At 64.7% G+C, this 13,494-nt stretch carries 11 protein-coding genes; all 11 read left to right on the top strand.

Annotation, left to right across the window (positions count from 1 at the left end; genetic code table 11):
• Positions 1 to 9: 9 nt before the first annotated feature.
• Genes nuoF through C7G42_RS31235 form a run of 11 tightly spaced genes read left to right on the top strand, consistent with a single transcriptional unit; the run spans position 10 to position 13,491 of the window.
• Positions 10 to 1,335: an NADH-quinone oxidoreductase subunit NuoF gene (gene nuoF / locus C7G42_RS31285; RefSeq protein WP_106952734.1), complete on the top strand. Its 1,326-nt coding sequence runs from the start codon at positions 10 to 12 to the stop codon at positions 1,333 to 1,335.
• Between the two features lie 5 nt (positions 1,336 to 1,340).
• The gene (gene nuoG / locus C7G42_RS31280; RefSeq protein WP_106952733.1) at positions 1,341 to 3,416 is read left to right on the top strand and encodes an NADH-quinone oxidoreductase subunit NuoG; all 2,076 of its coding nucleotides are present in this window, start codon (positions 1,341 to 1,343) and stop codon (positions 3,414 to 3,416) included.
• A gap of 6 nt (positions 3,417 to 3,422) precedes the next feature.
• Positions 3,423 to 4,490 (top strand): NADH-quinone oxidoreductase subunit NuoH, encoded by a 1,068-nt coding sequence (gene nuoH, locus C7G42_RS31275; protein WP_106952732.1) that lies wholly within the window; start codon positions 3,423 to 3,425, stop codon positions 4,488 to 4,490.
• An 8-nt stretch (positions 4,491 to 4,498) separates the two neighbouring features.
• The gene (gene nuoI / locus C7G42_RS31270; protein ID WP_502694244.1) at positions 4,499 to 4,993 is read left to right on the top strand and encodes an NADH-quinone oxidoreductase subunit NuoI; all 495 of its coding nucleotides are present in this window, start codon (positions 4,499 to 4,501) and stop codon (positions 4,991 to 4,993) included.
• Positions 4,994 to 5,002: 9 nt separating this feature from the next.
• On the top strand, positions 5,003 to 5,641 hold the full coding sequence (locus tag C7G42_RS31265) for an NADH-quinone oxidoreductase subunit J (protein ID WP_106952731.1): 639 nt from the start codon (positions 5,003 to 5,005) through the stop codon (positions 5,639 to 5,641).
• Entirely contained in the window at positions 5,638 to 5,946 is a 309-nt protein-coding gene (gene nuoK / locus C7G42_RS31260; RefSeq protein WP_008547737.1) for an NADH-quinone oxidoreductase subunit NuoK, read from the top strand. The genes C7G42_RS31265 and nuoK overlap by 4 nt, the downstream gene beginning before the upstream one ends.
• A gap of 8 nt (positions 5,947 to 5,954) precedes the next feature.
• On the top strand, positions 5,955 to 8,045 hold the full coding sequence (gene nuoL / locus C7G42_RS31255) for an NADH-quinone oxidoreductase subunit L (RefSeq protein ID WP_106952730.1): 2,091 nt from the start codon (positions 5,955 to 5,957) through the stop codon (positions 8,043 to 8,045).
• Positions 8,046 to 9,554 carry an NADH-quinone oxidoreductase subunit M gene (locus C7G42_RS31250; RefSeq protein ID WP_106952729.1) on the top strand — a complete coding sequence of 503 codons (1,509 nt, stop codon included), beginning with the start codon at positions 8,046 to 8,048 and terminating at the stop codon, positions 9,552 to 9,554.
• A 22-nt stretch (positions 9,555 to 9,576) separates the two neighbouring features.
• Positions 9,577 to 11,013 carry an NADH-quinone oxidoreductase subunit NuoN gene (nuoN, locus tag C7G42_RS31245; protein ID WP_106952728.1) on the top strand — a complete coding sequence of 479 codons (1,437 nt, stop codon included), beginning with the start codon at positions 9,577 to 9,579 and terminating at the stop codon, positions 11,011 to 11,013.
• 1 nt (position 11,014) lies between these two features.
• Positions 11,015 to 11,821, top strand: coding sequence for a biotin--[acetyl-CoA-carboxylase] ligase (locus C7G42_RS31240; RefSeq protein ID WP_106952727.1), 807 nt, complete (start codon positions 11,015 to 11,017; stop codon positions 11,819 to 11,821).
• Positions 11,821 to 13,491 (top strand): ribonuclease J, encoded by a 1,671-nt coding sequence (locus C7G42_RS31235; RefSeq protein WP_106952726.1) that lies wholly within the window; start codon positions 11,821 to 11,823, stop codon positions 13,489 to 13,491. The genes C7G42_RS31240 and C7G42_RS31235 overlap by 1 nt, the downstream gene beginning before the upstream one ends.
• The last annotated feature ends 3 nt before the right edge of the window (positions 13,492 to 13,494 follow it).

Below are 13,494 nucleotides of genomic sequence, written 5' to 3'. Positions count from 1 at the left end.
AGCACTGATATGCTCGAGGACAAGGACCGCATCTTCAAGAACCTCTACGGCCTCCATGATTGGGGGCTCGAGGGTGCGCGGCGCCGCGGCGCCTGGGATGGCACCAAGAACATCATCGACAAGGGCCGCGACTGGATCATCAACGAGATGAAAGCCTCCGGCCTGCGCGGCCGCGGCGGCGCCGGCTTCCCGACCGGCCTGAAATGGTCCTTCATGCCGAAGGAATCCACCGACGGCCGTCCGAGCTATCTCGTCGTCAACGCCGACGAATCCGAGCCGGGCACCTGCAAGGATCGCGAGATCATGCGGCACGATCCGCATCTCCTGATCGAAGGCTGCCTGATCGCGAGCTGCGCGATGAACGCGCATGCCTGCTACATCTATGTCCGCGGCGAATTCATCCGCGAGCGCGAGCATCTCCAGGCCGCGATCGACCAGGCCTATGAGGCCAAGCTCGTCGGCAAGGATAACGTCAACGGCTGGCCGTTCGACATCTACGTCGCCCACGGCGCCGGCGCCTACATCTGCGGCGAGGAAACCGCGCTGCTCGAAAGCCTCGAGGGCAAGAAGGGCCAGCCGCGGCTGAAGCCGCCGTTCCCGGCCAATGTCGGCCTGTTCGGCTGCCCGACCACCGTCAACAACGTCGAGTCCATCGCGGTCGCGCCGGACATCCTGCGCCGCGGCGCGGGCTGGTTCGCCGGCATCGGTCGTCCCAACAACGTCGGCACCAAGCTCTTTTGCATCTCCGGTCATGTCGAGCGGCCCTGCAACGTCGAAGAGGCCATGGGCATTCCGTTCCGTGAGCTGATCGACAAGCATTGCGGCGGCATCCGCGGCGGCTGGGACAACCTCAAGGCCGTGATCCCCGGCGGCTCGTCGGTGCGCATGGTGCCGGCCGAGCAGATCATCGACACGCCGATGGACTTCGACAGCCTCAGCAAGCTGCGCTCGGGCCTCGGCACTGCGGCCGTGATCGTGATGGACAAGTCGACCGATCTGATCCGCGCGATCGCCCGCATCTCCTATTTCTACAAGCATGAGAGCTGCGGCCAGTGCACGCCGTGCCGCGAGGGCACGGGCTGGATGTGGCGCGTGCTCACCCGCATGGCCGAGGGCCGCGCCCACAAGCGCGAAATCGACATGCTGCTCGAAGTGACGAAGCAGGTCGAAGGCCACACCATCTGCGCGCTCGGCGACGCCGCGGCATGGCCGATCCAGGGCCTGATCGCGCATTTCCGTCATGAGATCGAAGCGCGCATCGACGAGTATTCGCACAAGTCCGACATCGACGATATCGGCGTCCGCGATCCCGTGAACATGGTCGCGGCGGAGTAAGAGACATGACCAAGCTCATCATCGACGGCAAAGAGATCGATGTCCCCGCCGAATACACGCTGCTTCAGGCGTGCGAGGCGGCTGGTGCCGAGATTCCGCGCTTCTGCTACCACGAGCGGCTGTCGATCGCCGGCAATTGCCGGATGTGCCTCGTCGAGGTGAAGGGCGGCCCGAAGCCGGTCGCAAGCTGCGCCTGGGGCGTGCGCGACTGCCGTCCGGGCCCCAAGGGTGAGCCGCCGGAAATCTCGACGCGTTCGCCGATGGTAAAGAAGGCACGCGAAGGCGTGATGGAATTCCTTCTGATCAACCATCCGCTGGACTGCCCGATCTGCGACCAGGGCGGCGAGTGCGATCTGCAGGACCAGGCGATGGGCTATGGTGTCGACACCAGCCGCTTCGCAGAGAACAAGCGCGCGGTCGAGGACAAATATCTCGGCGCGCTGGTCAAGACCTCGATGAACCGCTGCATCCAGTGCACGCGCTGCGTCCGCTTCTCGGCGGAAGTCGCAGGTGCCCCCGAGATGGGCGCCACCGGCCGCGGCGAGGACATGGAGATCACGACCTATCTCGAGCACGCGCTGACCTCTGAATTGCAGGGCAATCTCGTCGACATCTGCCCGGTCGGCGCGCTGACCTCGAAGCCTTACGCGTTTGCCGCGCGCCCGTGGGAGCTCGGCAAGACCCAGTCGATCGACGTCATGGACGGCGTCGGGTCCGCGATCCGCGTCGACACCCGCGGCCGGGAAGTGATGCGCGTGCTGCCGCGCATCAACGAGGCCGTGAACGAGGAGTGGATCTCCGACAAGACCCGTCACATCGTCGATGGCCTGCGCACCCAGCGGCTCGACCGGCCCTATATCCGCGAAGCCGGCAAGCTGCGCGCGGCGAGCTGGCAGGAGGCCTTTGCCGCGATCGCTGCGAAAGCGGCGCGCACCGACGGCAAGCGCATCGGCGCGATCGCAGGCGACCTCGCCGGCGTCGAGGAGATGTTCGCGCTGAAGGATCTGCTCGCCAAGTTCGGCTCGAGCAATCTGGCGGTGCAGGGCGGCGATGCCTTCGATCCCGCGCTCGGCCGCGGCTCCTACATCTTCAACCCGACGCTGGCCGGCGTGGAGCAGGCGGATGCGCTTCTCATCATCGGCGCCAACCCGCGGAAAGAAGCGGCTGTGTTCAACGCCCGCATCCGCAAGCGCTGGCGCAGCGGCGGCTTCAAGGTCGGCGTGATCGGCGCCAAGGCCGATCTGACCTACGATTACGATCACCTCGGCGCAGGCACCGAGACCCTCGGTGAGCTCGCCGCCGGCAAGCACTCCTTCATGGACGTGCTGAAGAACGCCAAGAACCCGATCATCCTGGTCGGCGCGGGCGCGGCCTCGCGTCACGACGGCGCCGCCATTCTCGCCAGCGCCGCCAAGCTCGCGCTCGATGTCGGCGCGCTCAAGGACGGCTGGAACGGCTTTGGCGTGCTGCACGAGAGCGCTTCGCGCGTCGGTGCGCTCGACATCGCCTTCGCCGCAACCGGCGGGGGCTTGAACGCCGCGCAGATGACGACGTTCGGCACGCTGGACCTGCTGTTCCTGCTCGGTGCCGACGAGATCAACGCGCCTGACGGCACCTTCGTCGTCTATATCGGCACCCATGGAGACCGCGGCGCGCATCGCGCCGACGTCATCCTGCCGGCCGCCGCCTACACCGAGAAGTCCGCGATCTACGTCAACACCGAAGGCCGGGTCCAGATGACGGGACGGGCCGCGTTCCCGCCGGGCGAAGCCCGCGAGGACTGGGCGATCATCCGCGCGCTGTCGGAGGCGCTCGGCAAGAAGCTCGGCTACGACTCGCTTGCGGCGCTGCGCCAGGCGATCTTCAAGGCCGTGCCGCATTTGATCCGTCTCGACCAGATCGAGGCCGGCTCGGCCGACCAGATCAAGAAGCTGGCGGGGAAGGGCGGTTCGCCCGAGAAGGCGCCGTTCAAGCCGCGGGTCGAGGACTTCTATTTGACCAACCCAATCGCGCGCGCGTCCGCCGTGATGGCGGAATGTTCGCGGCTTGCCTCCGGGCAGATGCTGACCGCAGCGGAGTGAGCTAGAATGGAATTCTTCGAAAGCGCATTCTGGACCGGTTTTCTCTGGCCGCTGATCATCATGATCGCGGAGAGCGTCCTGGTGCTCGTCGTCCTGCTGATCGCGATCGCCTACATCCTGCTCGCCGACCGCAAGATCTGGGCGGCGGTGCAGATCCGGCGCGGCCCGAACGTGGTCGGCCCCTGGGGCCTGCTGCAATCCTTCGCGGACCTTTTGAAGTTCGTGCTGAAGGAGCCGATCATCCCGGCCGGCGCCAACAAGGGCGTGTTCCTGCTGGCGCCGCTGGTGTCGTGCGTGCTCGCGCTTGCGGCCTGGGCGGTGATCCCGACCAATCTCGGCTGGGTCATCGCCGACATCAATGTCGGCATCCTCTTCATCTTCGCGATCTCGTCGCTGTCGATCTACGGCATCATCATGGCCGGCTGGTCGTCGAACTCGAAGTATCCGTTCCTGGCCGCGCTGCGCTCGGCGGCGCAGATGGTGTCCTACGAAGTTTCGATCGGATTCGTCATCATCACGGTGCTGCTCTGCGCCGGCACGCTGAACCTGTCGGCCCTGGTCGAGGCCCAGCACGTCCGCGGGCTGGCCAGCCTGATCGGACTGCCGCAGCTGACCATTCTGAACTGGTACGTCTGGCCGCTGTTCCCGATGTTCGTGGTGTTCTACGTCTCGGCGCTGGCGGAGACCAACCGCCCGCCGTTCGACCTCGTGGAAGCGGAATCCGAGCTCGTTGCCGGCTTCATGGTCGAGTACGGCTCGACCCCATATCTGCTGTTCATGCTCGGCGAGTATGTCGCGATCGTCACGATGTGCGCGATGGCCACGATCCTGTTCCTCGGAGGCTGGTTGCCGCCGGTCGACCTGCCGCCCTTCAATTGGGTGCCGGGGATTATCTGGTTCTCGCTCAAAGTCTTCTTCATGTTCTTCCTGTTCGCGATGGCAAAGGCGATCGTGCCGCGCTACCGCTACGATCAACTGATGCGCCTCGGCTGGAAGGTGTTCCTGCCGCTGTCGCTGGCGATGGTGATCGTGGTGGCCGGCGTGCTGCAGTTCGCCGGCATCGCGCCGAAGTGAGGGCCGTCATGGGTATCAACGTCAACGCCACTGCACGCTCGCTTCTGCTGTCGGAATTCGTCTCGGCGTTCTTCCTCGCCATGCGCTATTTCTTCCAGCCGAAGCCGACGCTGAACTATCCGTTCGAGAAGGGCCCGATCTCGCCGCGCTTCCGCGGCGAGCATGCGCTGCGCCGCTATCCGAACGGCGAAGAGCGCTGCATCGCCTGCAAGCTCTGCGAAGCCGTCTGCCCGGCGCAGGCCATCACCATCGAGGCCGGCCCGCGTCGCAACGACGGCACCCGCCGCACCGTGCGCTACGACATCGACATGGTGAAGTGCATCTATTGCGGCCTCTGCCAGGAGGCCTGTCCGGTCGATGCCATCGTCGAAGGTCCGAACTTCGAGTTCGCGACCGAGACCCGCGAAGAACTGTTCTATGACAAGGCCAAGCTGCTCGCCAACGGCGACCGCTGGGAACGCGAGATCGCGAAAGCGATCGAGCTCGAAGCGCCGTACCGGTGAGATGAGAGCATGATCCTTCCCGCGCTGTTCTTCTATCTCTTCGCCGGCGTCTGCGTCGCCTCGGCGGTGATGGTGATTGTCTCGCGCAATCCCGTGCACTCCGTGCTGTACCTGATCCTGGCCTTCGTCAACGCCTCCGGCCTGTTCGTGCTGATGGGCGCCGAGTTCCTCGGCATGATGCTGATCGTCGTCTATGTCGGCGCGGTCGCGGTGCTGTTCCTGTTCGTGATCATGATGCTCGACGTGGATTTCGTCGAGCTGCGCGAAGGTTTCATCCAGTATTTGCCGGTCGGCGTCGTGATCGGCGGTATCTTCCTGTTCGAGCTGCTTCTGACCGTCGGCGCCTGGGTCATCAATCCAGGTATCAGCAAGACGATCACGGCTCCGATCCCGACTAATGTCAGCAACACCGAGGCGCTCGGCCTCGTGCTCTATACCAAGTACATCCACTACTTCCAGCTTTCGGGCATGGTCCTGCTGGTCGCCATGATCGGCGCTATCGTGCTGACGCTGCGCCACAAGGCGAGCGTGAAGCGGCAGGAAATCAACGTTCAGAACGCGCGCACGCCCGAGATGGCGATGGCGATGCGCAAGGTGGCGCCGGGGCAGGGGCTCCAGGACTCTGACGCGGCGGAGTGGGTGAAATGACGATCGGGCTCGGACATTATCTGGCGGTCGGCGCGATCCTGTTCACGCTCGGCATCCTCGGCATCTTCCTGAACCGCAAGAACATCATCGTCATCCTGATGTCGATCGAGCTGATCCTGCTCTCGGTCAACATCAACCTCGTGGCGTTCTCGACCTTCCTCGGCGACATCGTCGGCCAGGTCTTCGCGCTTCTGGTGCTCACTGTCGCGGCTGCCGAAGCCGCGATCGGTCTCGCCATCCTGGTGGTCTATTTCCGCAACCGCGGCTCGATCGCGGTTGAGGACGTCAATCTGATGAAGGGCTGAGCTCTCAAATGGTTCAGGCAATCGTTTTTCTGCCTCTGCTCGGCGCCGTCCTCGCCGGCCTGATCGCGCTGTTCGGCGCGCATGCCCGCAACCCCTCGGGCGACGAGCTCGATCATCACGGCGACCACGGTCATGGCGACGCGCACGCCTCTGCAGCCCATGGATCGCATGGACATGACGACCATGGCCACGACGATCACGCCCACGACGACCACCACGTCTCCGAGCCGCCGGCGGCGGGCTCGCGCGGCGCCGAGCTGATCACGACCGCGCTGCTGTTCGTGTCGGCCGCGCTGTCCTGGATGACGCTGGTCGACGTCGGATTCATGCACCACGACATCAGGATTCCGCTGCTGCCGTGGATCGTGTCCGGCGACCTCCAGGTCTACTGGACGCTGCGGGTCGACACGCTCACCGCCGTGATGCTGGTGGTGGTGACGACCGTGTCCTCGCTCGTGCACCTCTATTCCATCGGCTACATGGACGAGGATCCGAACCGGCCGCGTTTCTTCGGCTATCTCAGCCTGTTCACCTTCGCGATGCTGATGCTGGTGACCGCGGACAACCTCGTGCAGCTGTTCTTCGGCTGGGAGGGCGTGGGTCTGGCCAGCTATCTCTTGATTGGCTTTTGGTACCAGAAGCCGTCGGCGAACGCGGCCGCCATCAAGGCCTTCGTGGTCAACCGCGTCGGCGACTTCGGTTTTGCGCTCGGCATCTTCGCGATCTTCCTGCTGGCAGGCTCGACCGATTTCGAGACGATCTTCCACGCTGCGCCCGGCCTGACCGGCAAGACCATCGACTTCCTCGGCTGGCACGCCGACGCGCTGACCCTGACCTGCCTGCTGCTGTTCATGGGCGCGATGGGCAAGTCGGCGCAGTTCCTGCTGCACACCTGGTTGCCGGACGCGATGGAAGGCCCGACGCCCGTGTCGGCGCTGATCCACGCCGCGACCATGGTCACCGCCGGCGTCTTCATGGTGGCACGCCTGTCGCCGCTGTTCGAGCTCGCCCCCAACGCGCAGGCCGTCGTGATGTTCTTCGGCGCCACCACCGCGTTCTTCGCAGCGACCATCGGCCTCGTGCAGAACGACATCAAGCGCATCGTCGCCTATTCGACCTGTTCGCAGCTCGGCTACATGTTCGTGGCGATGGGAGCAGGGGCCTATTCGGTCGGCATGTTCCATTTGTTCACGCACGCCTTCTTCAAGGCGCTGCTGTTCTTAGGCAGCGGCTCGGTGATCTACGCGATGCACCACGAGCAGGACATCCGCAACATGGGCGGCCTCTGGAAGAAGATCCCCTACACCTATGCGGTGATGGTGGTCGGCACCCTGGCGCTGACGGGCTTCCCGCTCACGGCCGGCTACTTCTCCAAGGACGCCATCATCGAAGCGGCCTACGCCTCGCACAATCCATTTGCGACCTACGGCTTCCTGATGACGATCGTGGCCGCCGGCCTGACCTCGTTCTACTCCTGGCGCCTGATCTTCAAGACCTTCCATGGCGAACCGCATGACGAGCATCACTACGAGGCCGCGCATGAAGCCCCGATCTGGATGCTGATCCCGATCGGCGTGCTTGCGGTCGGCTCGATTCTCGCCGGCTTCCCGTTCAAGGAGGTCTTCACCGGACATCACGGCGTGGAGGAATTCTTCCGCGAGTCCGTGAAGATGAATCCGCACATCATCGAGGACATGCACCACATCCCCGAGCACATCGCCTTCCTGCCGACGGTGATGATGGTGCTCGGCTTCCTGGTGTCGTACCTGTTCTACATCCGCCGGCCCTATCTGCCGGTCGAACTCGCGAACACGCAGCCGATGCTGTACAAGTTCCTGCTCAACAAGTGGTACTTCGACGAGCTCTACGACATCATCTTCGTCCGTCCGGCGAAGTGGATCGGCTATCAGCTCTGGAAGAAGGGCGACGGCTTCATCATCGACGGACTCGGTCCCGACGGTGTCTCGGCCCGCGTCCTGGACGTCACCCGCAACGTCGTGAAGATCCAGACCGGCTATCTCTATCACTACGCATTCGCCATGCTGATCGGTGCCGCCGGCCTGATCACCTGGTTCATGTTCGGCTTTGGAGGCCAGTAAATGATCACCTGGCCCATCCTATCGGTCACGACGTTCCTGCCGCTGGTCGGCGCGCTGATCGTCTATCTCAGCCGCGGTGATGACGAGGCCGCCCGGCGCAATTCGCGCTGGATCGCACTCTGGACCACGCTGATCACCTTCGCGGTGTCGGTGATCCTGGTCATGCGCTTCGACGCCGGCAATCCCGACTTCCAGTTCGTCGAGAAGGCGAACTGGCTTGCCACCGGCATCACCTACCACATGGGCGTCGACGGCATCTCGCTGCCGCTGGTGATCCTCACCACCGCCGTGATGCCGTTCTGCATCATCGCGAGCTGGAAGGCGATCACCAAGCGCGTCCGCGAATACATGATGGCGTTCCTGATCCTGGAAACGCTGATGATCGGCACCTTCTCGGCGCTCGATCTCGTGCTGTTCTATCTGTTCTTCGAGGGCGGCCTGATCCCGATGTTCCTGATCATCGGCGTCTGGGGTGGTCCGCGCCGGGTCTACGCGTCGTTCAAGTTCTTCCTCTACACGCTCCTCGGCTCGGTCCTGATGCTGCTCGCCATCATGGCGCTGTACTGGAACGGCGGCACCACCGACATCCCGACGCTGATGCACACCGCCGTGCCACGGTCTTTGCAGACCTGGGCGTGGCTGGCCTTCTTCGCGTCCTTCGCGGTGAAGATGCCGATGTGGCCGGTGCACACCTGGCTACCCGACGCGCATGTCGAAGCGCCGACGGCGGGCTCGGTAGTCCTGGCCGCGATCATGCTGAAGATGGGCGGCTACGGCTTCCTGCGCTTCTCGCTCCCGATGTTCCCGCTGGCCTCGCACGACTTCGCGCCGCTGATGTTCACGCTCTCGGCCATCGCCATCGTCTACACCTCGCTGGTGGCGCTGATGCAGGAGGACATGAAGAAGCTGATCGCGTACTCGTCGGTCGCGCATATGGGCTTCGTCACCATGGGCATCTTCGCCGGCACCATGCAGGGCGTCGCCGGCGGCGTGTTCCAGATGATCTCGCATGGCATCGTCTCCGGCGCGCTGTTCCTCTGCGTCGGCGTCGTCTACGACCGCCTGCACACCCGCGAGATCGCGGCCTATGGTGGCCTCGTCAACCGGATGCCGCTTTACGCGCTGACCTTCATGGTCTTCACCATGGCCAATGTCGGTCTGCCCGGCACCTCGGGCTTCGTCGGCGAGTTCATGACGCTGCTCGGCACCTTCAAGGTCTCGATCCCGACCGCGTTCTTCGCCACCTTCGGCGTGATCCTCTCGGCGTGCTACGCACTGTGGCTCTACCGCAAGGTCGTTTTCGGGGCGCTGGTCAAGCCGTCGCTGGCGAGCATGAAGGATCTCACCTTCCGGGAGTGCCTGACGCTGTTCCCGATGATCGCGCTGACGATCCTGTTCGGCGTCTATCCGAAGCCGGTGCTCGACATGTCGGCCGCCTCGGTCCAGCAACTCGTCAACAACTACAACACCGCTGTGACGGCCGTGAAGGCCGCCGCACTGCTCCAGTGATCGGGCAGGTCAGGATATCGCCATGAACTTTGTGACTGCAGGTTACCAACTGGCGCCGGTGCTGCCCGAGATCGTGCTCGCGATCGGCGCCATGGCTCTGCTGATGCTGGGCGCCTATCGCGGGCAGGGGACGACCGGTGCCGTCACCTCGCTGGCGGTCGTGCTGCTGGTCGTGGTCGGCGTGCTCGAATACATGCTGCCCGCGGGCAAGCAGGTGACCTTTGGCGGCAGCTTCATCGTCGACGACTTCGCCCGCTTCATGAAGATCCTGGCCCTGATCGGCTCGGCGGTGACGCTGGTGCTGTCGACCGAGTTCCTGTCGGACCCGTCGCGCCGCATCTTCGAATACGCCATCCTGGTGCTGCTCTCGACGCTCGGCATGATGGTGCTGATCTCGGCCGGCGACCTGATCTCGCTCTATCTCGGCCTCGAACTGATGTCGCTCGCGCTTTACGTCGTGGCGGCCTCGAACCGCGACAACGCCAAGTCGACCGAAGCCGGCCTGAAGTATTTCGTGCTCGGCGCACTGTCCTCGGGCATGCTGCTGTACGGCGCCTCGCTGATCTACGGCTTCACCGGCACGGTCAGCTTCACCGGTATCGCGGCGGTCGCGACCGTCTCGAATGTCGGCCTCGTGTTCGGTCTGGTCTTCCTGCTCGTCGGCCTCTGCTTCAAGGTCTCGGCGGTGCCGTTCCACATGTGGACGCCTGACGTCTATGAGGGCGCGCCGACCCCGGTCACCGCCTTCTTCGCGTCGGCGCCGAAGGTCGCAGCGCTCGCCGTGTTCACCCGCGTCACGCTGACCGCTTTCCCGGGCATCGTCTCGCAGTGGCAGCAGATCCTGGTGTTCGTGTCGATCGCCTCGATGGCGCTGGGTTCGTTCGCCGCGATCGGCCAGAGCAACATCAAGCGCCTGATGGCGTATTCCTCGATCGGCCACATGGGCTTCGCGCTGGTCGGCCTTGCCTCCGGCACGGTCGAGGGCGCGCAGGGCGTGCTGATGTACATCGTGATCTATGTCGCGATGACGCTCGGCTCGTTCTCGATCATCCTCGCCATGCGCCGCAACGGCCACGCGGTCGAGCAGATCAGCGATTTCGCCGGCCTGTCGCGCACCAACCCGCTGCTCGCCTTCATGTTCGCGATGCTGCTGTTCTCGCTCGCGGGCATTCCGCCGCTCGCGGGCTTCTTCGCCAAATGGTACGTCTTCGTCGCCGCCATCAAGGCGAATTTGTTCACGCTCGCCGTCGTCGGCGTGCTGACCAGCGTGGTCGGCTGCTACTATTACCTGTCCATCGTCAAGACGATGTATTTCGAAGAGCCGGCCGGTCAGGTTGATCCTGTCAGGGTCGAAGTGAAGACGGTGCTGGCGGTGTTCGGCCTGTTCAACATCCTGTTCGCGTTGTTCGCGGGTCCCGTGGTGAGCGTCGCTTCCGCCGCCGCAAAGTCGCTGTTCTAGGATGGCTTTCGCGCTCGGTCCTCGCGCAGCATCCGCGGGCTACAGGCTCGCGGCCTACGAGCGGACCGGCTCGACCAATACCGAGGCGATCGAGCGCGCGAGGCGCGGCGAGCGCGGCCCGATGTGGTTCGTCACCTCGGAGCAGATTGCCGGCCGCGGCCGCCGTCAACGCGCCTGGATCGCGCCAAAGGGCAATCTCGCGGCCAGCATCCTGGAGGTCCTGGACGTGGCGCCTGCGGTTGCCGCCACCATCGGCTTTGCCGCCGGGCTCGCCGAAGAGGCTGCGCTCGAGAAAGTCAGCCTCGAAGCCGCCCTCCGGCTCGGCGAGGGTCGTCCCCGCTACGCCCTGAAATGGCCCAACGACGTGCTGGCGAACGGCAAGAAGCTCGTTGGCATCGGCCTGGAGGCTGAGGCTGTCGGCGACCGTCTCGCCATCGTTGTCGGCATCGGCACCAATGTCGTCGCAGCGCCCGAGGGCACGCCGACGCCTGCCATTTCACTGGCCGCGCTCGGCGTTCAGATCAGTGCGGAGGAGCTGTTCTCGGCGCTATCCGACGCCTGGATCGAGTTCCGGGGCATGTGGGACAATGGCCGCGGCTTTGCCGATATCCGAAAACTCTGGCTGGAGCGCGCCGCCGGTCTCGGCGAGCGGGTCGCGATCAACACGGGAGCGACGACGCTGGACGGCATTTTTGATACGATCGACGACACCGGCTGCCTGATCGTCCGCACCGCGGAGGGCCGCCGGGTGCCGGTCGCCGCGGGCGAGGTGTTCTTTGGCCCAGTCGCCTCCGTAGGAGCTGCGTGATGGCGAAACCTGACGAACTGGTATTTGCGCCGCTTGGCGGCGTCGGCGAGATCGGCATGAACCTGTCGATCTACGGCCTCGGCAACCGCCAGCAGCGTGCCTGGATGGCGGTCGATCTCGGCGTCTCCTTCGGCGATGAAGAGCATCTGCCGGGCATCGACCTGATCATGCCCGACATCAGCTTCCTGGAGAAGGAGCGCAAGAACCTGATGGGCCTCGTGCTGACGCACGCCCATGAGGATCATTTCGGCGCCATCATCGATCTCTGGCCGAAGCTGAAATGCCCGATCTACGCAACGCAGTTCAGCGCGGCGCTGTTCGAGGCCAAGCTTGCGGCCGAGCGCAATGCGCCGAAGATCCCGGTGACGGTGGTGCCGTCCGGCGGGCGCATCGATGTCGGCCCCTTCAACGTTGAGTTCATTCCGGTTGCGCATTCTATCCCAGAGTCGCATGCGCTGGCGATCCACACCTCGGCCGGCATCGTGCTGCACACCGGCGACTGGAAGATCGACCCGACCCCGATCATCGGCCGCCCGACCGACGAGAAAAGGCTGCGCGAGCTCGGCGATGAGGGCGTGCTCGCGCTGATCGGCGATTCTACCAACGCCGTACGCGACGGCCGCTCGCCGTCCGAAGCCGAGGTGGCCAGGACCATCACCGAGCTGGTGAAGGCAGCAAAGGGCCGTGTCGCGGTCACGACCTTTGCCTCCAACGTCGCGCGCCTCAAGGCCGTCGCCGATGCGGCGCGGGCCGCCGATCGTGAGGTGGTCGTGGTCGGCCGCGCCATGGAGCGCGTGTCGCAAGTCGCGCGCGAGACCGGCTATTTTGACGGCGTCCAGAACTTCCGCTCGACCGATGTCTACGGCCATCTGCCGCAGGACAAAGTCCTGGCGCTCTGCACCGGCAGCCAGGGTGAGGCGCGTGCCGCGCTGGCGCGCATTGCCAATGACGACCATCCCGAGATCACGTTGAACCGCGGCGACTGCGTCATCTTCTCCTCGCGCACCATTCCCGGTAACGAGAAGGCCGTAGGCTCCATCATCAACAATCTGGTCCTCCAGGGCGTCGAGGTCATCACCGACCGCGATCATCTCGTTCACGTCTCCGGCCATCCGCGCCGCGACGAGCTGCGCGACATGATCTCCTGGGTCAGGCCGCAGCTCCTGATCCCCGTCCATGGCGAGGCCCTGCATCTGCACGAGCATGCCAAGCTGGCGCGCGCCGCCGGCGTTCCGCGTGTCCTGGTCATTCGCAACGGCGACCTCGTCAAGCTCGGCCCCGGCGATCCCGGCGTCATCGGCGAGGTGCCCTCCGGTCGTCTCTACAAGGACGGCACGATCCTGGAGGATTCCAAATCCCGCGCGGTGGTCGAGCGCCGCCGCATGGCCTTCTCCGGCTGCGCTTTCGTCGCCATCGCCATGACCGAGCAGGGCGAGCTGGCCGACGATCCCGAGGTCGATCTCGTCGGTATTCCCGAGAAGACCAGGGAAGGCGAACCCTTTGACGACCTCGTCTTCGATGCCGTGGTCTCCACCATCGAGGGCCTGCCGAAGGCGCGCCGCCGCGATGCCGATGCCTTGGGCGAGTCGGTGCGACGTGCTGTCCGGGCCGTGATCAACGAACATTGGGGCAAAAAGCCTCCCTGTCTGGTACACGTACTGACAGTGTAAGGG

This window comes from Bradyrhizobium sp. MOS003, from assembly GCF_003020125.1.
GTDB lineage: Bacteria > Pseudomonadota > Alphaproteobacteria > Rhizobiales > Xanthobacteraceae > Bradyrhizobium.
Note: the sequence above shows the minus strand (reverse complement) of the source record. Positions and strands in the feature narration are given on the sequence as shown.